This is a genomic window from Candidatus Pseudoscillospira sp. SGI.172, assembly GCF_050313575.1.
Taxonomy (GTDB): Bacteria; Bacillota; Clostridia; order Oscillospirales; family Oscillospiraceae; genus Vermiculatibacterium.
Genome location: NZ_JBNPLQ010000022.1, coordinates 1 through 20976 on the forward strand (window position 1 = coordinate 1; position 20976 = coordinate 20976).

23 protein-coding genes are annotated in these 20976 nt (G+C 61.5%); 9 read left to right on the forward strand and 14 right to left on the reverse strand.

Translation table 11 applies throughout. From position 1 onward, the window contains the following. Positions 1 to 129: 129 nt before the first annotated feature. Positions 130 to 537 carry a hypothetical protein gene (locus tag ACQRD3_RS09245; RefSeq protein WP_427781114.1) on the forward strand — a complete coding sequence of 136 codons (408 nt, stop codon included), beginning with the start codon at positions 130 to 132 and terminating at the stop codon, positions 535 to 537. Positions 538 to 587: 50 nt separating this feature from the next. Here the strand turns inward: ACQRD3_RS09245 and ACQRD3_RS09250 are convergent, their stop codons facing one another. From ACQRD3_RS09250 to ACQRD3_RS09300, 11 genes are all read right to left on the reverse strand, one after another. After that, complete coding sequence (locus tag ACQRD3_RS09250) at positions 588 to 800, reverse strand: hypothetical protein (protein ID WP_080906977.1); 213 nt, start codon at positions 798 to 800, stop codon at positions 588 to 590. A 59-nt stretch (positions 801 to 859) separates the two neighbouring features. Next, positions 860 to 1387 (reverse strand): CDP-diacylglycerol--glycerol-3-phosphate 3-phosphatidyltransferase, encoded by a 528-nt coding sequence (pgsA, locus tag ACQRD3_RS09255; protein ID WP_427781116.1) that lies wholly within the window; start codon positions 1385 to 1387, stop codon positions 860 to 862. A gap of 12 nt (positions 1388 to 1399) precedes the next feature. Next, the gene (rimO, locus tag ACQRD3_RS09260; RefSeq protein ID WP_427781118.1) at positions 1400 to 2719 is read right to left on the reverse strand and encodes a 30S ribosomal protein S12 methylthiotransferase RimO; all 1320 of its coding nucleotides are present in this window, start codon (positions 2717 to 2719) and stop codon (positions 1400 to 1402) included. 61 nt (positions 2720 to 2780) lie between these two features. Beyond that, a complete protein-coding gene (locus tag ACQRD3_RS09265) occupies positions 2781 to 3425 on the reverse strand; it encodes a regulatory protein RecX (protein WP_080906974.1) in 645 nt (214 codons plus the stop codon). Next, the gene (gene recA, locus ACQRD3_RS09270) at positions 3412 to 4566 is read right to left on the reverse strand and encodes a recombinase RecA (RefSeq protein WP_427781121.1); all 1155 of its coding nucleotides are present in this window, start codon (positions 4564 to 4566) and stop codon (positions 3412 to 3414) included. Before recA ends, ACQRD3_RS09265 begins: the two co-directional genes overlap by 14 nt. 53 nt (positions 4567 to 4619) lie before the next feature. Beyond that, positions 4620 to 5483, reverse strand: a complete 864-nt coding sequence (gene prmC / locus ACQRD3_RS09275) for a peptide chain release factor N(5)-glutamine methyltransferase (protein WP_080906972.1) — start codon at positions 5481 to 5483, stop codon at positions 4620 to 4622. 34 nt (positions 5484 to 5517) lie between these two features. Beyond that, a complete protein-coding gene (locus tag ACQRD3_RS09280; protein ID WP_427781123.1) occupies positions 5518 to 6501 on the reverse strand; it encodes a DUF1385 domain-containing protein in 984 nt (327 codons plus the stop codon). Positions 6502 to 6617: 116 nt separating this feature from the next. Further along, complete coding sequence (locus ACQRD3_RS09285) at positions 6618 to 8048, reverse strand: sensor histidine kinase (protein ID WP_427781125.1); 1431 nt, start codon at positions 8046 to 8048, stop codon at positions 6618 to 6620. A 268-nt stretch (positions 8049 to 8316) separates the two neighbouring features. Then, positions 8317 to 9006, reverse strand: coding sequence for a response regulator transcription factor (locus tag ACQRD3_RS09290; protein WP_080906970.1), 690 nt, complete (start codon positions 9004 to 9006; stop codon positions 8317 to 8319). A 45-nt stretch (positions 9007 to 9051) separates the two neighbouring features. Further along, positions 9052 to 10410, reverse strand: coding sequence for a hypothetical protein (locus tag ACQRD3_RS09295; protein WP_427781127.1), 1359 nt, complete (start codon positions 10408 to 10410; stop codon positions 9052 to 9054). Between the two features lie 138 nt (positions 10411 to 10548). Next, complete coding sequence (locus ACQRD3_RS09300; RefSeq protein WP_427781129.1) at positions 10549 to 10998, reverse strand: YhcH/YjgK/YiaL family protein; 450 nt, start codon at positions 10996 to 10998, stop codon at positions 10549 to 10551. Between the two features lie 267 nt (positions 10999 to 11265). Here ACQRD3_RS09300 and ACQRD3_RS09305 point away from each other — a divergent pair, with 267 nt between their 5' ends. The 8 genes from ACQRD3_RS09305 to ACQRD3_RS09340 all read left to right on the forward strand — a co-directional run bounded on the left by ACQRD3_RS09305 (position 11266) and on the right by ACQRD3_RS09340 (position 18258). Further along, positions 11266 to 12036, forward strand: coding sequence for an IclR family transcriptional regulator (locus ACQRD3_RS09305; RefSeq protein ID WP_080906967.1), 771 nt, complete (start codon positions 11266 to 11268; stop codon positions 12034 to 12036). Between the two features lie 77 nt (positions 12037 to 12113). After that, complete coding sequence (locus ACQRD3_RS09310; protein ID WP_427781131.1) at positions 12114 to 13184, forward strand: sialic acid TRAP transporter substrate-binding protein SiaP; 1071 nt, start codon at positions 12114 to 12116, stop codon at positions 13182 to 13184. Between the two features lie 76 nt (positions 13185 to 13260). Beyond that, positions 13261 to 13884, forward strand: a complete 624-nt coding sequence (locus tag ACQRD3_RS09315; protein ID WP_427781133.1) for a TRAP transporter small permease — start codon at positions 13261 to 13263, stop codon at positions 13882 to 13884. Between the two features lies 1 nt (position 13885). Beyond that, the gene (locus tag ACQRD3_RS09320) at positions 13886 to 15226 is read left to right on the forward strand and encodes a TRAP transporter large permease (protein WP_143476600.1); all 1341 of its coding nucleotides are present in this window, start codon (positions 13886 to 13888) and stop codon (positions 15224 to 15226) included. Between the two features lie 58 nt (positions 15227 to 15284). Continuing rightward, positions 15285 to 16214: a dihydrodipicolinate synthase family protein gene (locus tag ACQRD3_RS09325; protein ID WP_080906965.1), complete on the forward strand. Its 930-nt coding sequence runs from the start codon at positions 15285 to 15287 to the stop codon at positions 16212 to 16214. Further along, complete coding sequence (locus tag ACQRD3_RS09330) at positions 16208 to 17203, forward strand: ribokinase (protein WP_427781136.1); 996 nt, start codon at positions 16208 to 16210, stop codon at positions 17201 to 17203. The genes ACQRD3_RS09325 and ACQRD3_RS09330 overlap by 7 nt, the downstream gene beginning before the upstream one ends. Before the next feature lie 30 nt (positions 17204 to 17233). Beyond that, positions 17234 to 17869, forward strand: a complete 636-nt coding sequence (locus ACQRD3_RS09335) for an SIS domain-containing protein (protein ID WP_080906963.1) — start codon at positions 17234 to 17236, stop codon at positions 17867 to 17869. Further along, complete coding sequence (locus ACQRD3_RS09340) at positions 17851 to 18258, forward strand: RbsD/FucU family protein (RefSeq protein WP_080906962.1); 408 nt, start codon at positions 17851 to 17853, stop codon at positions 18256 to 18258. Before ACQRD3_RS09335 ends, ACQRD3_RS09340 begins: the two co-directional genes overlap by 19 nt. Before the next feature lie 57 nt (positions 18259 to 18315). Here the strand turns inward: ACQRD3_RS09340 and ACQRD3_RS09345 are convergent, their stop codons facing one another. The 3 genes from ACQRD3_RS09345 to ACQRD3_RS09355 form a co-directional block, all read right to left on the reverse strand. Further along, a complete protein-coding gene (locus tag ACQRD3_RS09345) occupies positions 18316 to 18864 on the reverse strand; it encodes a hypothetical protein (RefSeq protein ID WP_427781139.1) in 549 nt (182 codons plus the stop codon). 199 nt (positions 18865 to 19063) lie between these two features. After that, positions 19064 to 20152, reverse strand: a complete 1089-nt coding sequence (locus ACQRD3_RS09350) for a glycerol dehydrogenase (RefSeq protein WP_427781141.1) — start codon at positions 20150 to 20152, stop codon at positions 19064 to 19066. A 134-nt stretch (positions 20153 to 20286) separates the two neighbouring features. Then, on the reverse strand, positions 20287 to 20901 hold the full coding sequence (locus ACQRD3_RS09355; RefSeq protein WP_427781143.1) for a TetR/AcrR family transcriptional regulator: 615 nt from the start codon (positions 20899 to 20901) through the stop codon (positions 20287 to 20289). Between the last annotated feature and the right edge of the window lie 75 nt (positions 20902 to 20976).

A 20976-nucleotide genomic window follows, 5' to 3' on the forward strand; every position in this document is an offset into this window, starting at 1 on the left:
ATGCTCCCCGGCCTTCTTAAAATAAAATTTTTTAAAAACCTGTCACATTTTTGCCCTTTGAACCGTTGTCTTAATAAAGGACTCTTTATAGGGCAAAGGGATGGGGTGTGTAAAATGAGACAGAGGAGTGTGATCTCAACCGTGGCAGCGGCGGCTGCCATCCTATGCCTTGGAATCTTTTTCCCGCGTCAGGCGGGGGAGCTGCTCCCTCAGCCGGCGGAAAAAGCCGCCATGGTGTCGGTGACCGTTTCCGGCCCCGCCTCCGTTGTGGGCCGGTATACGGAAAACATCGTGGAAATCCACTGTTTTCTGTCCGAATTGACGCGCCTTTTGCTGGTCCCGTCCCCCTTCGAAACAAATCCGCCCTCTTCGGAGCGCTCTTACTGCTTCACGGTCTACTATAAAGCGGACATGGCCTTCTTTGAATTGACTTCCGGAGGCGGGATCTGCTGGAACGGAAAAAATTACTGCCTGCTTGGTTCCCCCGCCGTTCTGAACACACTGTTCCAAATGACAGAGCGCTGGACGCAGGTATAAAAAGGGCGGACCGGAATGTCCATTCCGGTCCGCCCTTTTCGTTTCGCTCTTCACTCCAGGCGAAAATCTTCATCCTTCAGCCGGCTGGTGTCCAGCACCGCCGGGCGGGGCGGAATCCGCTTGAGCGGATCATACCGAAACCCGGAGCAGCTCCCCGCGGGGGAGACCACGCCCTTTTTGGCACAGAGGATCTGCCCGTCTTCCAGCGGCGCCCCTTTGGCGCAATAGGTACACCGCGGTTCTATCTTTTTCTGAAACAGCATGCGCGCCGCCTCCCAGGTCCAGTTTCAAAACACGGCCAGCCCATCGTCGGGCCGCCCCGTTACAGGTTGCTCCAGTCCATAATATCCAGATTCTTTACAAAATACTCGATCCCGGAGTAAAGAGTGGTCACCACGATCACCGTCACACAGGCCGTTGTGACCCAGCCGGGCAGAGGAAGAAACATCAGGCACAGCCCCACCATGGTGGATGCGGTCTTGACCTTTCCCGACCAGCCCGCGGCGATGACCCTGCCCCGCTCTGCGGCAATGAGCCGCATTCCGGAGACGGCGAACTCCCGGAAGATCACGATGGCCACCGCCCAGGCGGGCAGCCGGCCGCACTGGACAAACCACAGCATGGCCGTGACCACCAGCACCTTGTCCGCCAGCGGGTCCATAAATTTTCCGAAGTCGGTGATCTGATCGCAGTGTCGGGCGATATAGCCGTCGGCGAAGTCCGTCAGGCTGGCCAGGATAAAAACGGCCAGGGCGGCATAGTCGCTCCCCGGAAAGCCCCAGTAGAGGATCACCAGGAACAGGGGGATCATGGCCACCCGCAGAAGGGTAAGCTTGTTGGCTGTATTCACGTCCCGGCCCCCTTACGCTTCGATCTCGCCGGTCAGATCTCCGTCCCGAGTCCCCGTCATGCGGACATTGACAAAGGTCCCCGCAGGGATGCTCCTGGCGGCGGTAAACCAGACCCGGCCGTCCACCTCCACCGAATCGGCATAGGTCCGGCCCGCGTAACAGCCCTCTTCGGCGTCAAAGCCCTCGCAGAGGACCTCCATCATCGTGCCCAGACGGCTTTCGTTATAGGCGTCCAGCACCCGGGACTGGAGCTCCACCAGGCGCTCCACCCGCTGTGCGGCCACCTCTTCCGGCACCTGATCCTCCATCTTGGCCGCCCGGGTGCCCTCTTCCCGGGAGTATTGGAACACGCCCGCCCGTTCAATGCCGGTCTCGGAGACAAACCCGCACAGCGCCTCGAACTCCTCCTCTCCCTCCCCGGGCAGGCCGCAGATGAGCGAGGTGCGCAGCACCAAGCCCGGGATGCGGCGGCGCAGTTCGGCCAGCATCCCGGTGAGCGTCTCCCGGGTTCCCCAGCGGCCCATGGACTTCAGGATCCGATCGTCACAGTGCTGGAGAGGAATGTCCAGATACTTGACGATCTTGGGCTCTGAAGCGATCACATCGATGAGCGCGTCGTCCAGGTGGTCGGGGTAGAGGTAGTGCAGCCGGATCCAGTAGAAGGGCAGCTTGCACAGCTCCCGCAGCAGCTCCGGGAGCCTGCGCTCCCCATAGAGATCCTTGCCGTAGGGGCCGATGTCCTGGGCGATCAGGATCAGTTCCCGGGTCCCTCCCTCGGCCAGGGCCCTGGCCTCGGCCAGAATGGACTCCATGGGACGGCTGCGGTAGCGGCCCCGGAGATAGGGGATAATGCAGAAGGCGCAGAAGTTGTCACAGCCCTCCGCGATCTTCAGAAAAGAGGTATAGGAAGGGGTGGTGATCATGCGCGCGCCCTCTTCGGTGGTGGCCGAGATGTCCCCGAAGTCCTGGAACCGCTCCCCCGCTGCCACGGCTTCCGCCGCCGCGACGACATGGTCATAGCTGCCGGTGCCCATGAGTCCGTCCACTTCAGGCAGCTCATCCAGCATCTCCGCCCGATAGCGCTGAGAGAGGCAGCCGCAGACCAGCAGTTTGCCCAGCCGCCCCGCCTTTTTCAGCTCCCCCAGCGCCAGGATATTCTCAATGGCCTCGCTTTTGGCGGCGTCAATGAACCCACAGGTGTTGAGCACAGCCACATCGGCCCCCTCCGGCTCTCCCGTGACGGTATGTCCGGCAGCCCGGCAGAGGGCCATCATCTGCTCGGTGTTGATGAGGTTCTTGGAGCAGCCAAGAGAGATAAAAGCGATTTTCAAAGTGAATTCTCCTTCAATGTTAATGGGGGCCCCGGCCTTTCCGCGCCGGACGAGGAGCCCGTCACTCCTCTTCGATCTCCGCGCCATAGCGGCGCAGCCCCTCCCTGATCTCATTCCAGCGGTAGCCCCGCCGGGCCAAGGCGTCGGACACCCGCTTGAGTTCCCGGGCGTCAGGGTCACGCCCCTTCAGGCGGCTGCGCAAAAAGGCGTCCACCCCCTCCTCCGGGGGCCGGGCCTCCTCCAGCGCGGCGTCCCACAGATCCCGGGGCACGCCCCGGCGAAAGAGCTCGTCCCGGACCTTCCGCTCCCCATAGCCCTTGGCGGAATAGTGGCGGGCCACCATCCCAGCGTACGCGGCGTCATTGAGGTATCCCAGCCCCTCCAGCCAGTCGGCGGCCTCTCCGGCCTGCTCCGGCGTGGCCAAAGGCGGTCTCTCCCGGTCTCTGGGCCGGGCGGTGAGCTTTTGGATCAGCTCACGCCGGGACAGAGGACGGGCGGAGATCAGATCGAGGGCCCTGTTCCTGACGGCGCTCGCTCCCGCGGCGGCGGTCAGGGCGTCAAAGGCATCCTCTGTGAGCTCCATCCCCGTATAGAGGGCGAAGGAGATCACCTCATTCTCACTGATCCGCAGGAGACTGCCGTCGTCCAGCCAGACCAGCCACCGCCCCTTCACCCGCTGAGACGGCTCCAGCTTACTGATCCGCATCCTCGAAATCCTCGGCGGACACATCCACCCCGCTGCTCCCGCCGCGGGATGCGGCAGCAGCGGGAGCAGCAGCGGCAGCCCCGGTCCGTGGGGCGGTTTTCCCGGGTGCGGCCAGCAGCTTGGCGGCGTTGGCCCGGATGTCGGCTTCCAACTGCTCAGCCACCTCCGGGTTTTCCTTCAGATACTGTTTGGCGGCGTCCCGGCCCTGGCCGATGCGCACCTCACCCATGGAGAACCAGGAGCCGGACTTCTGCACCAGGCCCAGCTGAACGCCCAGATCCACCAGCTCGCCGTCCTTTGCAATGCCCTGGCCGAACAGGATGTCGAACTCCGCCTGGCGGAAGGGCGGAGCCACCTTGTTCTTGACCACCTTGGCCCGGACATGGTTGCCGATCACCTCGCTGCCGTTTTTCAGAGACTCCACCCGGCGGATGTCGATCCGGACCGAGGCATAGAACTTCAGCGCCCGGCCGCCGGTGGTGACCTCCGGGTTGCCGTACATGACGCCCACCTTTTCCCGGAGCTGGTTGATAAAGATGACGATGCAGTTGGTCTTGGAAATGGAGCCGGCCAGTTTGCGGAGGGCCTGGCTCATCAGGCGGGCCAGCAGGCCCACGTGGCTGTCGCCCATGTCGCCCTCGATCTCGGCCCGGGGGGTGAGGGCGGCCACCGAGTCCACCACCACCACATCGATGGCGCCGGAGCGGACCAGGGCCTCGCAGATCTCCAGCCCCTGCTCGCCGGTGTCCGGCTGAGAGATGAGCATGGAGTCGATATCTACGCCCAGCGCCTTGGCATAGGCCGGGTCCAGGGCGTGCTCGGCGTCGATGAAGGCCACCTCGCCGCCCCGTTTCTGGGCCTCCGCCAGGATGTGAAGGGCCAGAGTGGTCTTACCGGAGGATTCCGGCCCGTAGATCTCAATGATGCGCCCCTTGGGCACACCGCCGATCCCCAGCGCGAAGTCCAGGGACAGCGAGCCGGTGGGGATGGACTCCACCACCACATGGGCGTTCTCTCCCAGGCGCATGACGGCGCCCTTGCCGAAGTCCTTCTCGATCTGGGCAAGGGCCGTGTCCAGCGCCTTCTTCTTGTCGGAAGCCTGGCCGGGCTGGGTGATCTGCATCTTCTTTTTTTCTGCCATAACGTCTGATCTCCTCTCAAAAAGGGGCCCGGCCTGGCCTTGCCCCGGGCTGTTTACTCGTTGATGGTGCCGGCTACCACTCGCCAGATCTCCTGGGTATCCTGAAAGCTGCGCACATCCTCATAGCCGTTCTTGCCCAGGATCCGCTCCACATCGGGGGCCTGGCCCATCCCTACTTCGAACAGCAGGGTGCCGCCCAGGCGGAGGGCCCCCTTCCACTTGGAGGCCACCGCCCGGTAGAAGTCCAGTCCGTCGTCTCCGCCGTCCAGGGCCTGATGGGGCTCATAGTCCCTGACCGACGCGTCCAGTCCCGCGATCTCTCCGGAAGGGATATAAGGCGGGTTGCATACGATCACGTCAAAGTCCCAGAGGGCGGGCAGGGGGGGGAGCTTGGCGTCGGCGGACAGACAGGTCACCCGGGCATTCAGGTCGCACCGGCGGATGTTCTGCTTGCACACCCGAAGCGCCCCTTCGGACAGATCGGCCAGCACCACCCGGCACTCGGGCACGTTGGCCGCCACCGCCAGTCCCACGCAGCCGCTGCCGGCACACAGATCCAGCACCCGGCAGCCCTCCCCCGCCGCCCGTGCGGCCAGGATGGCCTGCTCGGCCAAAACCTCGGTGTCCAGGCGGGGAATGAGTACGTCCCGGGAAATATCCAGGGGCAGGCCGTAAAACTCCCACTCCCCGATGATGTAAGCCACAGGCTCTCCCTCCAGACGCCGCTTGGCCAGCGCCCGGACCCGCTCCTCCACCGGATCGGAGGCGTAGAGGGACATGTCCCGGAAGAACTGCTCCCGATTCTTGTCGGCAGCATAGCACACGATCTCCCGCGCCTCCAGCTGGGCCGCCGGGATCCCCGCCGCTCTCAGCTGCCTGCGAACCTCCAGATAGAGGTTATTGTATGTGGTCGCCACGACCTCACCCCGCGTTTCTCTCTTCTCGCCGCTTTTACCAGCGGTCCGCGCCCTCCACCTGGGGCAGGACCTCGCGCAGCGCCCGGATCCCCACCTCGATCATGCTGTCGTCGGGCTCGAACGTGGTCCAGCGCTGGATGCCCATCCCGGGCGCCCGAATGAGGCGGCACAGCGCGCCGTCGTGCCCGCCCACATAGCGGTTGATCTCATAGGTAATGGCCACCACCACCGGCAGCAACAGCAGGTGCAGCCCCATCCGGGCAAAGGTGTTCTCCACATGGATGAAGGAAAACACGATGCTGGAGAGGAGGATGGACACAAAGATCACCACAAAGAGGAAGCTGGTGCCGCAGCGGGGATGGTGCTTGGGCTGAGCCCGGACGTTCTCCACTGTCAGGGGAAGGCCCTTTTCATAGCAGAAGATGGTCTTGTGCTCCGCGCCGTGATATTGGAACGTCCGGCGGATGTCCTTCAAATGGGAGCACAAAATAAGGTAACCCAGGAATATGACCACCCGCAGCAGGCCCTCCACCAGGTTTCTCCCCCACAGCGGAAATCCGGGAATAAAATGAAGGGCCGCGCCGCCCAGCGCCGTGGGCAGCAGGAAAAAGAGGAACACGGAAAACGCCATCCCCAGCACCATAGATGCGGTGAGGATCAAATTGTACATCTTCTCGCTCCCCAGCTTCCGCTCCAGCCACGCCTCAAATTTGGAGGGCTCCCCCCCCGATTCCTCATCCTCAGAGAAGAACTCGGCAGAATACATCAGCGCGCTGATGCCGTTGTACATGGAAGAGCAAAAGCCCACCACACCCCGGATCAGAGGCCAGGCGGTGAAGGGATGCCGGTCCTTCAGCAGCTTCCGGGGCCCGGTCTTGACCTCCAGTTCCCCATCCGGCTTGCGGACCACCACGGACTTCTTGTCCGGGCCCAGCATCATGATGCCCTCAATCAGGGCCTGTCCGCCGATCATAGTCTTGAACCCGGCCGCGGCGGTGAGCAGCAATCGTTTGAACATGCGGTATCTCCTTGTCCCCGCAGTGCAGGGGGTCATTTTCGCTCCATCGATTTCGACAGAACGTATTGTAACAGACCCGCACCTCATTTGCAAGGGGTGCGGGTCAAAAATAGAACTTATGTTCCAATTACCGTTTTCTTTCCCACGGGCAGGCGGATGGTGACGATACAGCCTCCGCCCTCGGCATTGCCGATGAGGAGCTCGCCTCCGTGCCTGGAGACGATCTCGTCGCACACTGCCAGGCCAATGCCGGAGCCCCGGGCCTTGGAGGAGCCCTTGTAGAATTTGGACTTCACGTGGGGCAGCTCATCCGCCGGGATCCCGTGACCGTAGTCCCGGATGGTGATGACCGCCCAGTCCTCCTCCTGCCGGATGGAGGCGTCGATGCGGCCGCCGCTGCCGCCGTGCTTGGCGGCGTTGTCCATAATGTTGCAGAACACCTGACGCAGCCGCTCAGGGTCGGCGTTCACGGGCGGGAAGTCCTCGTCGGACTCCTGATAGCGCAGCTCCAGGCCGTCCTTGCGGAAGAACTCCCGATAGGTGTATACCGCGTCCTCAAACTCCGCCTTCAGATCCACCGGCTCGATGGACAGGGTGAAGCGGCCGTCCTCAATGCGGGAGAACTCCAGCAGCTCCTCCACCATGTTGGTCAGCCTTCTCGCCTCGGAGACGATGATGCCCATGCCCTTTTTCACGTCGGAGGCGTCCCGCACTTCCCCGTTCATAATGGTCTCGGCCCAGCCGTTGATGGCGGTGAGGGGGGTGCGCAGCTCGTGGGAGACCGAAGAGATGAATTCCGACTTCATCTTCTCCGACTCGTTGATCCGGGCGGACATGTTGTTGATGGCGTCGGTGAGGTCGCCGATCTCATCGTCGTGCTGTTTCTCGATCTGGATGCCGTAGCTGCCCCCGGCAATGCGTTTGGTGATCTCGGTGATGTCGGAGACCGGCTCCACGATGGACTTGACAAAATAGAGGTTGGAGAAATACACCAGCGCCAGAATAGCCATCCCCACCGCCAGAGAGAGGACCACAATGACGGCCAGCTGGCGGTCCACCAGCCGCAGGGAGGTGACATAGCGAATGGCGGCCACGGGCTTTCCGTCGATGGTCAGGGGAGAACTCACCGCCATGATGTGCTCCCCGGTGGAGGGATCGTCCCCGGTCCACGGGGTGGTCTGAGGGTGCTCCGGGTCCAGCGCGCCGGCGATGTCCGGCGTGCCGGGGGCGCTGAAGGCGGCCAGGCCGAAGGAGGAAAAGCGGATAGACCCGGCGGTGTCCAAAAACTGCATCTCCATCACGTCTTTGCCCTCAAAGTTGTTGTTGACGTAAGTGAGCACGTGCTGATAATACTCGTTCTTCGTCCGGTAGTCGCTGAAAAACTCCACCGCGTATTCTGCCTTCACCTGGAGCCCGCTGGACATGGTGGCGTAGTAATAGCTCCCCATTGCCACGGAGAAGGCGGTGACCGCCAGCAAGATGACGAACAGCAGCACGCCGATGGAGTTGGTCATCCAACGCCTGCGAATTCCTTTGAACTTTGTCATAGCTCCGCCGCCTCCTTTCTCTGTGCGCCGCGCCGCGGTCTGATTTAAAATTCCCACTTGTATCCGCAGCCCCCACCGTGGTGAGATAGGACGGGTCCGTGGGCCCCGGCCCCACAAAGCTCCGTTTTGCGGGGACCCCTTTTTCAATCTGCCCGGTCGGAGTGAATCCGACCTGCGCGGTCCATCGTCGTTTCCGGCGGAGGTGGACCCGCGGCGCTCTGCGCCGTCCCATCTTCGATGGGGCCCCGGGGACGGCCCCCCGGAAAATTCAGAATCCCCACTTGTACCCGTAGCCCCACACCGTGGTGATATAGGACGGGTTCGTGGGGTCGTCCTCGATCTTGATGCGCAGGCGGCGGATGTTTACATCCACGATCTTCAGCTCGCCGAAGTAGTCCTTCCCCCACACCGCGTCCAGGATCTCTTCCCGGGAGAGGGCCTTTCCCGCATTGTCCATAAAGAGCTTGACAATGGAGTATTCCACCTGGGTCAGCTTGACCCGCTGTCCGTTCTTCTCCAGCGTCCGATTGCGGGTGTTGAGCAGGAACGGCGGCTGGCTGATCTCTCCGCTGTCCGCCGGCGTCTCCCCGCCGCCGGCCCGGCGGCAGAGGGCATCGATGCGGGCGGTGAGCTCCGCCGGGGAGAAGGGCTTGGTGACATAGTCGTCCGCGCCGGTCATCAAGCCGGTGACCTTGTCCATCTCCTGGGTCCTGGCGGTGAGCATGATGATGCCGATTCGGCTGTTGCTCCCCCGGATGCGCCGGCAGACCTCAAAGCCGTCCATATCCGGAAGCATGATATCCAGCAGAGCCACGCTGACATCGGGATTTTTCTTCAGCTGCTCCAGCGCCTCTTCTCCAGTGCCGGCCTCAATGGCCTCGTAACCGGCACGCTTGAGGTTGATGACCACAAAGGAGCGAATATTGGTCTCATCCTCCAGGACTAATACCTTTTTCACTTGGATTCTCCTTCCTAATGCAGTGATATTTCCCGCAAAGCCGGGTCAGCCCGCGGCAAACCAGTCGGTCTTGATGAGGGAAAACCGGTCTCGGATCTCCCGCTCGGAGAGGCTGTGATCCCAGCCGTCCCGGAACTCGGCAGCATAGATGGTGTTGGCCTCAGAGGCCCCTTCCAGCCCGTCCTCCGGGAAGAGGATAAACCGTCCCGGCATGGTGGCCCGGCTGATCCGGTTGCTGCCGGTGAGTTTGTAGATGGTGAGGAAGGGCTTAGGCTCCACGCTCTCGTCCCCCTCCCAGTAGGAAAAGGTCACCGCCCGCTCTCCCCCGCCGGGCAGATCGGAGCGGGTCAGGGTCACGTTGTCTCCCCACGCCTCGGGCAGGATGAAATACCACCCGTCCCGGTCGTTGTGGTAGGTGGTGAACACCGGATGGGCCACCCCCTGGGCGTCGAACTGGCGCCAGTGGATGAGCCAGAAATTCACCGCCGCGGTCGTGATCTTGTAATCGGGCAGAGGGACCGGCTGAGGCAGTTCCACAATCCCGTCGCCGTTGATGTCGCTGCCTGTGACCTGAGTATAGAAGCGGATGGTCTCCCCGCTCTCCCCGATAGCGGTATCCAGTGTGATGTTTTTCAGCCGCCCGTCCTGGCAGGTAAAAATATCGGTAATGGTGCCGTTTTCCTCATAGGCCGAAACCACAAAGAGGGCTGGCACCCGGCCCATCAGGTTCCCTGCGCGCACGCCGCCGTCCGCCACGGCGGTGATCCCGCCGGAGAGAGGGGCAGTCCCCACCATGGCAAGGCCGCCCTGATAGTCATAGAGCTCCGCCCTGGGGCCGCCCTCAGGCGGAGTGCGGAACACCACCAGCTCCTGCTGGCCGTCCTGGTCCAGATCGGAGAGCCTGTAGCTGTCGTAGTCGGTGCGGAGCAGCTCTTCTGCCTGTCCGGGGCCAATGGCATAGGCCGCCAGGGAGTGGACCTTGTCGCTCATCTGCCAGCTGACCACGATCTCCTGATAGGGCTCGTCATCCATCTGGGCATATTCCACACAGTTGATGGCGGTGCCCGCTCCTTCGATAACGGTGAGCGTCTCGTAGCCCTCGTCCGTCTGGTGGAACACACAGATCTTCATGGGCTTCTCTTCATTGGGGAATCGGAAAAAGGCGATGGCCTCCTGGATGCCGTCCCCGTCCAGGTCCTGAAGCTGCACCGACTGGATGAGCTCTCCCGACAGGGGGGCGGCGTACTCCCCGCCCTTGGCGATAAACTCACTGAGCCGCACCTGAAGCGCCTCGTAATCCTTGGAGGGGCGAGGTACGGTATAGAGCTCGTCCGCGCCCCGGAAGAAACAGCCTGTCAGTGTCAGGGCCAGCAGAAATGCCAGCAGCGCGGTTCGTTTTTTCATCTTGCCGCCCCCTTCCCGTAATTTCCCGCTTGCTTTCACCCGCAGAGCGGGCCCGCCAAACGACTGTTTGTTATTTTATCATATTTGCGAGGGAAATGGTATGCCTTCGAGAAAGATTTTGCAGAGAAAAGAACTCTGTCAAAGCTTGACCTTCACCACGCACTTCCGCACCGGGGCAGGCTGCCCCAGGGCGATGCAGGGGGCGTGGGCGTCACCGGGAAACAGCACGGTAAAGTTTTTCCCTCCCAAAGGAAATTTTACCGTCTCTCCCTCGTAAAAGCGGATGTCGTTCTCCGGTCTGGCCTCAAGTTCCCGGGCCATGGTCTCCAGAGGTGCCACCCCCATCAGTTCCTCCCCGCGCACCAGGTACTGGATGTCCGCATAGACCCGGTGGGCCTCCGGCACCGCGTCTGCGGGGTGCTTCGTGGTATACTCCTGAATGAGGGCAAAGACCTCATCACCGTCGATGTCCACCCGCCCCACAGGCAGTCCGGCCAGATCGGCTTCCGCCAAAAAGCGGAGCCCTCTGGCCAGGTTGGGATGGATTCCGGCATATTGTCCGGCGTGAGCCAGCGTATCATAAATCATAGGGATCGCTCCTTTCCGTTCCCGCCCATTATAGCGGTCTCCGGCACGCCGCACAAGGGCCCCGTGTTTTGCCCCTGTCAAAGAAACCGCCCCCCTCGTTCATCATTGAGAAAAGGCGTTTCGATTTTTCTCACTTTCCCGCTTTGCCTTTTTCCAGTTCGCCAAAAATCAGCTCCTCCCCTTGCATTTTTCTGTGCAACCAGATATGATTGTATCGTAATAAGAACCTTTGTTCATCAATAGAGAACAAAAGAAGGGAAGTCACACATGGAAAACGAGACCGACCCAAAGGTAAAGTCTCTGGCCAAGGCCATGCGGATCCTGGAGTGCTTCTCCGTGCGGGAGCCTGAGCTTGGCGTTACTGAGCTTGCCGAGCGCATGGGCGTTACCAAATCCAACGTGCATAATATTCTCTCCACGTTTCAGCAGCTGGGCTATCTGACGAAGATGCCCAACGGCAAATATGCCCTGGGGCTGAAAATGCTGGAGTACGCTTTCATCATCAACCAGCATCTGGGCTATCCCAAGGCTGTCTACGACATTCTCTACGACACCGCCGCCCTCACCGATGAGATCGTCTATTTCGGCCTGCCCTACGGCACCGAGGTCCTTTACCTCTATGTGGCCCACCCCAAGGCCAGGATGAATGATTTCCCCTACCGGGAGATCCTGGGAGAACGGGCTCCGCTGTGCGCCACCGGCATCGGGCGGGCCATCCTTGCACATCTTCCCGAAGGGGAGTGGCGCGCCCGCCTGCCGGAGCAGTTTGTCCGCTACACCCCCAACACCATGACGGATCCCGAAGAGATCTTGGAGGAGCTGGCCCGAACCCGCCGTCGGGGCTATGCCATTGACAACATGGAACGGGAGTCCGGCCTGCGGTGTGTGGGCGTGCCGGTCTACAACGCCGCCGGACAGCTGGTGGCCGGGATCAGCACCTCAGGCCCTGCCCATGTCATGACCGACGCCAAGCTCATTGAGTGTGCCAATATCCTTCACTCTGCGGCCCTGAAGATGCGGGAGCGCATCTATCACTGAGTTCCCGCCGCTCCCGCTCCGGAAGGCGGGAACGAAGCATACGCATTCTATAAAATAATTGAGGAGGATCACGCATCATGAAAAACTGGAAGAGACTGCTTGCACTGTCCCTGAGCGGCGCCATGCTCGCCGGCGCCCTGACCGCCTGCGGAGGCGGAAGCTCCACCACCCCGGCCCCTGCCGCGTCCGCCGCCCCGTCTGAAAGCGCCGCCGCTGCCGACAACGCGGGCGATCCCGTCAACCTGGTGTTCTCCATCGCCGCCGTCCCCACCGACGCCCACGGCGCCGCACAGAAGGTCTTTAAAGAGACTCTGGAGACAATCTCCGGCGGCAACATGACTGTGGAGTGCTATGACTCCGGCACCCTCTACGGTCAGGACACGGAACACGACGCCCTGAAAAACGGAGACGTAGACATGATCTACTCCTCCGCCTCCTGGCTCACCGACGGCTCCCCCTGGGTGAGCATGTTCACTGCCGGCTACGTATTCCAGAGCTATGACCACATGACCAAGGTCCTCAACGGCGACATCGGCAAGGAAGTCTTCCAGAAGATCGCCGACGAACAGGGCATCCTGCCTCTGGGCGCTTACTACCTGGGTACCCGCCAGATCTCCCTAAGTGAGGACCGCCAGATCAAGACCCCTGACGACCTCAAGGGCGTGAACCTCCGGATGCCCAATTCCGACGCCTGGGTGTTCCTGGGCAAGGCCATGGGCGCCAATCCCACTGCCATCGCCTTCAACGACCTGTACCTGGCCCTGCAGACCGGCACCGTGGACGGCCAGGACAATCCTCTGCCCACCGTGAAGTCCGCCAAGTTCTACGAGGTTCAGAAGTCCATCTCTCTGACCAATCACCTGGTAGACTCCGTGTGGCCCACCATCAATGTGGACACCTGGAACAAGCTCACCGACACCCAGAAGGGCTGGGTCATGGAGGCCGTCGAGGCCGGAAGGAAGGCCTGCGACGAGCAAAACCTGAAGACCGAGAGCGAGGTTCAGGACTTCCTCAAGGAGCAGGACCTGAAGATCTACGCCGCCGATGTGGCCGCCTTTGCCGATCACGTGCTGAACGCCTATCTGAACGACCCCGTCTCCGATGCCTGGGACAAGGATCTCCTCACTCAGATCCAGGAAATGGCCTGATTGTATTCGCCCTCCGGGAGGCTGGGACCAGAGCCCGGCCTCCCGGTCTTTCTTCTCCAGAAAGGAGCTGTACTGCTTGGAGGCACTAAAAAAAATCGCCCGTTTTTTCCGCAACTGTGTGGAGCTTTATATTCCACTTCTCTCCTTCTCCGCCCTCTTCCTGGTGTTCTGCTTTCAGGTCATCATGCGCTATCTGTTCAACAACCCACAGACCTGGACTCTGGAGGTGGAACAGATGTGCTTTCTGTGGCTGGTGCTCCTGGGCGCCTGCTTTGCCCAGCGGGAAAAAAGCCACGTCACCTTCACCCTGCTCTATGACAACCTGAGTGTAAGGGGCAAGGCGATCACCACCCTCATCGGCAACCTGATCATCGCCGTGACCTTCCTGGCCGCCGTGATCCCCTCCTTCCGCTATGTCTGGGGGCTTCAGGCCCGGGCTCAGGTCACCAGTATTTTGAAAATTTCCAAGACTGTGGTGTTCTTCCCCTTCGTCATCTTTCTGGTCATTATTCTGATCTACACCGTGCTGGACTGCTATGAGGAGATCATGGTCCTCCGCGGGGATGAGCACTATACCAAAAAGATGCTCAACGAGAGCAAGAGCGAGGCCGAGCTGGCCGTGGAGGCCTCTCTGGCACAGGAACCCTTGAATCTCCTGGACATCAACTACGGCTCCGCCGACACAAAGGAGGGAAAATGACATGCTGGAACACCTGCCTCTGATCCTCTTTCTGGCGGTTTTCGTCCTTATCTTCCTCCTGCGGATGCCCATCCCCACCGGCATGATCGCCGCCTGTCTCACCTATTTTGTCACCGACGCCCTGCTCAAGGGCGTGCCCGTGGGGGCAATGTTCCTGGGGGAGGGCGGTTCCCTCCACCTGGTGGCACAGAAAACCATCGAGCAGGTCTTTACCAACAACACCCTCATCGCGGTCCCACTTTTCATCTTTGCGGCCAACATCATGAACGCCGGCAAGATCACCGAATACGTCTTTGGCGTGTGTAAGGGTCTTGTGGGCCGGTTCCGGGGCGGTCTGGCCCACGTGAACGTGCTGGCCTCCCTGGTCTTTTCCGGCATGACCGGCTCCGCTGTGGCCGATGCCTCAGGCCTTGGCAAGATGGAGATCGACGCCATGCGGGCCGAGGGCTATGACGCCGGCTTCTCCTGCGCCATCACCGCCGCCTCCGCCACCATCGGCCCCATCTTCCCGCCCTCCATCCCCATGGTCATCTACTCCATGCTCACCGGTGCCTCCGTGGGCGCGCTCTTTATGGCAGGCATGGTCCCCGGTGTGCTGCTGGCCGTCGCGCTGTGCATCTATGTGGCCATTATAGCCGGTAAGCGTAAATATCCGAAAGATCCGCCCCCCAAGCTGTCCCCCTACCTCCGCTATCTGGTCCGGGCGCTCCCCGCCATGCTCACACCCGTCATCCTCCTCATCGGCATCTATACCGGCGTCATGACCCCCACCGAGGCGGGCGCCATCGCCGGGCTTTATGCCCTGCTGGTGGCCAGCCTGGGCTACCGGGTGCTGAAATGGGAGGGGCTCAAGCAGGTGCTCATCGACACAGTGAAATCCACCGGCTCGGTGTCCATCATGGTGGGCGCCGCCTCCGCCATCTCCTTCATCTTCGCCAAGGAGCAGATCGGCACCATTTTGGGCAACTGGCTGCTCACCGTCACCGGCAACAAATACATCTTCCTCTTACTGGTGAACCTCATCATCCTGGTCCTGGGCATGTTTGTGGACACCTCGGTCATCCAGCTGGTGATGATCCCCATCCTGTGGCCTGTGGCTCAGGCCCTGGACATCAACGTCATTCACTTCGGCCTGGTCATCGTCTTTAATATGATGGTGGGCCTGTCCACACCGCCCTTCGGCATGTGTCTCTTCATTACCTCCGGCATCTCCGGCACGCCGCTGAAGGACATCGTCAAGGAGATCTGGTGGCCCATTGTGGTCATGCTGATCGTCCTCTTTATCATTACTTTTATTCCGGAAGTGGTCCTGTTCCTGCCAAAAACCTTCGGCATGATGTGACCGCGCCCCGGACTGCGGCTGCGCAGCGGACGCGAATTGCTTTTGAGGAGAGATAACTATGCCTTTTTCCATCAACCCCGGCGTATGGCCGGTCATGATCACCCCCTACACCGATGACGACAAGCCGGACTTCAAGGCCATCGAAGGCCTTTGCAACTGGTACATCGAAAAGGGCTGCACCGGCATCTTTGCCGTGTGTCAGTCCTCCGAGATGGCCTTTCTCTCCCGGCAGGAAAAACTGGACATCGCCCGGGCCGTGGCCGAGACGGTGGACGGCCGCATCCAGGTCGTGGCCTCCGGCCACACCGCCGACGACAAGCCCACCCAGTTCCGGGAGATCGAGGACATGATGCAGATCCCGGGCATCGGCGCTTATGTGCTGGTGTCCAACCGGCTGGATCAAAAGCACGAAGGTGAGGAGGTTTTTCTCCGGAACGCCCGGGAGATCTTTGATCGCTTCCCCGAGATCGACTTCGGCATTTATGAGTGCCCCATGCCCTGGAAACGCCTGGTCTCCACCGAGTTTTTGAAGCAGGTGGCCCCCGAGGGGCGGATGGTCTTTTTGAAGGACACCTGCTGCGACTATGAACTCATCCGGGAGCGGCTCAAGGCCGTGGAGGGCACCCCGCTGAAAATTTTCAACGCCAACGCCCAGTCCTGGTTCGACAGCTACTGCCACGGCTCCGCCGGCTACAACGGCGTCATGGCCAACTTCCACCCCGACATTTACAAGTGGTGCTTCGACCACAGGGACGACCAACCGGAAAAGGCCCGCCTGGCGGCTGACTTCCTCACAGCTGCCGCCATGATCGAGATGCGCATCTACCCCTGCAGCGCCAAGTATCATCAGAGTCTGGCGGGCGTGCCCATGAACGTCTTTTCCCGCAGCGCCGACTGTGCCAAGCTGGACAAAAACGCCCGGGGTGAGGTGGAAAGCCTGATCCGCCTGGAAAACTATGTTCGCAAGGAGCTGGGGCTGCCGTGCTGAAAAAACCAAACATTTTGGTGGTGGGGTCCTTTATGATGGATCTCATCGCCTCCACCCGGCGGGCTCCGGGCTCCGGGGAGACCGTAGTGGGCCTCAAGTTCCAGACCGCCCCGGGCGGCAAGGGGGCCAACCAGGCAGTGCAGTGTGCCCGCCTGGGCGCTCGCGTCACCATGGTGGGTCAAGTGGGCGACGACGCCTTCGGAAAGGCCATGGTGGACACGGCCCGGGCTTCCGGCGTGGACGTCTCCCACGTCTCAGTGGACCCGAAAGAGTCCTCCGGCGTGGGGCATATCACCCTGGAGGTCACCGAACACGGCGCGCAGAACCGCATCACGGTCTGTCCCGGGGCCAACTTCACCCTCACGGTGGAGGACGTGGCCTGGCTCAAGGACGAGATCGGCCGCTACGACCTCCTCATGATACAGTTTGAACTGCCCATGGACGTCATTGAAACGGTGGCCGGTTGGGCCCGCGACGCAGGGGTGATCGTCATGATCAATCCCGCCCCCGCCGCCCCCATGTCTGAACGGCTCCTGGCCTGCACCACCTATCTCTCCCCCAACGAGCACGAGGCAGCCCAGCTGGCGGACCACCCCATCGACGTCTCCCACGGTGTGGATATGGCGGATGTGGCCGCCGTCTCCCGGGCGCTCCGGGCCAGGGGGGTGAAAAACCTGATCATCACGCTGGGAGAGAACGGCTCCATTGCCGCCGGGGAGGACGGCATCCACCACACGCCCTGTGTCAGGATGCCCCATGTGGCAGACCCCACCGCCGCCGGCGACTCCTTTGTGGCCGCCTTCTGCACCGGACTCACCGCCGGACTGCCCCAGGGGGAGGCCCTGGCCTTTGCCAGCCACGCCGCTGCCCTCACCGTTTCCCGGATGGGGGCCATGCCCAGTCTGCCCACGGTGGACGAAGTGCAGGCCCTGCTCACAGAGCGGAAGTACGCCGGCTTTGATCCCCGGATTTTGGACGCGCTGAAATGAGGCCCGATCCCCTCACCAAGGAGTGATGTTATGATGAACGCCGAAAGCAAAAAGGCAGTAGAACACTTTTTCTCCTCCGTCAGGACGGAGTTCAACGCCTTCCTGGACGCCCGCCGTCCGGAGGAGTATGAAGCCGCCCTGTCCCTCATCCGCACCTGTCAGGCCGGGGGCGGCCGGGTCCACATCACCGGCATCGGCAAGCCCGGCCACGTGGCCGCTTACCTGGCCTCCCTGCTCTCCTCCACCGGCACTCCCACCTACTTTCTCCACGGTACCGAGGCCGTCCACGGCTCCTGCGGCCAGCTGATGGCCGGGGACGTGGTCATCGCCATCTCCAACTCCGGAGAGACCACGGAACTCAAATCCACCGTACTGGCCGTGAAAAACAACGGCTGCAAGGTCATCGCCGTCACCGGGAACCCCGATTCCTGGCTGGCCCGGGAGGGAGACGCGGTGCTGCTGGCGGGCGTCTCCGAGGAGGGAGGGCCGCTCAACCGGGCCCCCCGCAACTCCATTCTGGCCGAGGTGCTCACCCTCCAGGCTCTGTCCGTGGCCCTTCAGGCCGACGGCGGGCAGACCCCTCAGCAATATGTTCGCTGCCACCCCGGCGGAGCGCTGGGCCAGCTTCGGGAAGGAGAGATCAAATCATGCTCACCGGAGCGCTGATCCACCCGGATCTCATGCGGGTGCTCTCCCTCTGCGGCCATGGGGACAAGATCCTCATCGCCGACGGCAACTACCCTCTGGACTCCAGGACCGCCGGGGCCGAGAAGGTCTATCTGGGTCTCACCCCCGGCCTGCCCGCCGTCACCGACGTCCTGGCCGCCCTCCAGTCCGCCGCCCACTTTGAGCAGGCGGAGGTCATGGACCCGGGCGACGGCTCCATCCCCCCCATTTTTGGGGAGTTCACCCGGATGCTGGGCGGGATGGAGCTGAAAAAACTGGGCCGGTATCAATTCTACGACGCCTGCTGTGAAAAGGGCGTCAAGCTGGCCGTCTCCACCGGTGAAGGCCGGGTCTTTGCCAATCTGCTTCTCACCGTAGGCGTTGCATAATTCAGGAAGCCCCGCTGTTGGCCAAACATCAACAGCGGGGCTTCTCATAAGCAAGCCTTATTTTATAAGATGGAGTCCTCTCTCCCCCACCTCAACGCTTCCGTCTTTCAACGAAATATAGGGGGAGAATTCGGCGGTATCCTCTCCGCGGGTGAAAGAGACGGTGACATCGGAAAAAATATCGCTGATATTGCACTGGATCAGGAAGGGGCCGCATTCGCTCTCTTCAAACACCAGCGCAGGCGTTTCCGCCTCGATGTCGTTTTTGTACAACTTCAGATCCATATCCGAATATCTGGGGATGACCAAATAGTATTCACCATCGGAAAAATAGTGGGTGGGCACATGGCCGCTGCCCACATAGCGGTCCAGATAGGACGGGAGCTCCGTTAAGTCGTCGTACCCCACCCAGGCCACGGCATAAAGCTGATCGCCGGCAAAGGGGATCGCCTCCGTTTTACTGCCCGCCATCGGTGTCTCCAGACCTGGCTCAGAAGTCTCCAGACTGGGCTCAGGCGTCCCAAAACTTGCCCCCGGCGCCTGACGGCATCCTGGCAGCAACATCAGCAGCCCCAATGCCGCCGCAGATCTCACCGCTTTTTTCATGATTCCCCTCCCGTCCAAATCAGGCTTACCCCCGCATCGCTCCCACGCGGATTTCTTTTCCCTATCATACCGCTGGCCCACCCTCTTTGCAAGGGTCCGTATTCCGGGCCTCTGTCTCCGGCTGTTTCAACAGAAAAGGCGCGGGAAATAAAATTTCCTGCGCCTTTTCTCATAACCAAACGCGGAAGAGCTGCGGCCCTTACTTCCGGCCCAGCTCGTCCACTTTCATGACGGCGGCATAGACCTCGTCGGGGGTGATGTCCGCCCGGACGTTCTTGGTGGACTGGGTGGCCACACAGGCCGCCTCGGCCACCTTGCGGATCTCCTCTTCCTTCACCTCGGCGATACCCAAATCGGCCAGCTTGGTGGGCAGACCCACCGCCTTGCAGAAGCCGAACACCTCGTCCCACTCCTCCTGGGGGGCCTTCTCCAGCAGGAGCTGGCACAGCAGGCCGTAGGCTACCTTCTCGCCGTGGTACATGCCGTGGGCGGCGGGGACGTAGGCAAAACCGTCGTTGATGGCGTGAGCCGCAGCCAGGCCGCCGCTTTCAAAGCCGATGCCGGAGAGGTAAATGCTGGCCTCCACCACGTTTTCCAGGTGCTGGTCGCTCTCCTGGCGCTTCACCGCCTCCAGTGCGGCCACACCGTCCTGGATCAGCAGATCGTAGCAGAGCCTGCTCATCATGTACGCGGTGTTGGAGCACAGGCCCCGGGCCATGCTCTTGGCGCCCGAGCGCTTGCAGGCCCGGGTCTCAAACCAGGTGGCCAGAGCGTCGCCCATGCCGGCGGTCAGCAGTCGGGCGGGAGCGTGGGCGATGACGTCGGTATCCACCAGCACCAGGTCGGGGTTGTGCTTGGTGAGCAGGGCCTTGACCACCACGCCCGCCTCGTTGTAGATGACGGCCACGCCGGAGCAGGGCGCGTCGTTGGAGGCCACGGTGGGGATGATGACCACCGGCTTGCCGCCCAGGTTCTCGGCGGAAGCCTTGGCGGTGTCGATGACCTTGCCGCCGCCCGCGCCCACCATCACGTCGCAGCCGGCCTTCTCAAACTCCTCCATGACCCGGCTGATCTCCGCCTTGGAGCACTCACCATTGAAGTCGCAGAAAACATACTCTTTCTCCACCGATCGGAGGGACTCCTCCATCACGGTGCCGATGCGCTTGCGGGTGTTGGCGGAACAGAGAATGAAAAACTTGTTCCCCATCTTTTTCACATTCATGCCCAGTTTGGACAGCTCGCCCGCCCCCTGGGTATACTTTCCCGGGGCCTTGATGCCGATTGACATAAAAACGCTCCCTTTTCTTTCTATTTTGAATTGAAAATATTCATTTTAACCGAATTACCGTGATTATTTTAGCATTGCACCCCATGGGTGTCAAGAAAAGAAGCGCCGAAAGGTTCCGCCGCACGGCGTCCGGTTCAAAGGGCCCCGGCCGCCTCGTTTTTCTCTTCGGCTCCGCCTGGGTGGCTGGGCAGGAGAAGCGTCACCTGCTCCACCAGTTCCTCTTCGCTGATGGGCATCTCACTTTCCAGCCACCAGCGGACCACCGACAGCAAAGCTCCGGAATAATACCGCGCCGCAGACTGGGCCATCCGTTCCCGGCCGGCGTAAAAGCCCTCTGCCTCAAACCGGCTCTCCAGCCACTGGGTCACCGCGTCCTCCACCAGCCACAGCTCGGTGCTGCCGCCCTTCAGCCCGGAGAGATAGACCTGCCGGTTCCGTTTCAGAAAGGACAGGGCGCTGTGGAACTCCGCCAGCAGATACCCCCGGGTCCCCGTCTGGCCCCCGATGCCCTCCTGCTCGGCCTCGAAAGAGCGGCGCAGTTCGGCCAGCACATAGCGCAAAAGTGCATTTTTATCTTCAAAATGGGCGTAAAACGTAGTGCGGTGCACCCTGGCACGCTGGCAGACATCCACCACCGAGATCTCCCGAAAGGGCCTCTCCGACATCAATTCCAGCAGCGCCTCCGACAGATGCTGTTTGCTCCTGCGCTGGCGCAGATCCTCCACAGGGGGCTTTCCCGTCTTTACCACGCCCCATCACTTCCTTTCCGCCGGATTGTACCACATTTTTCTTTTTGTTTCAAGATACGCAACAGGTGTTCCGAA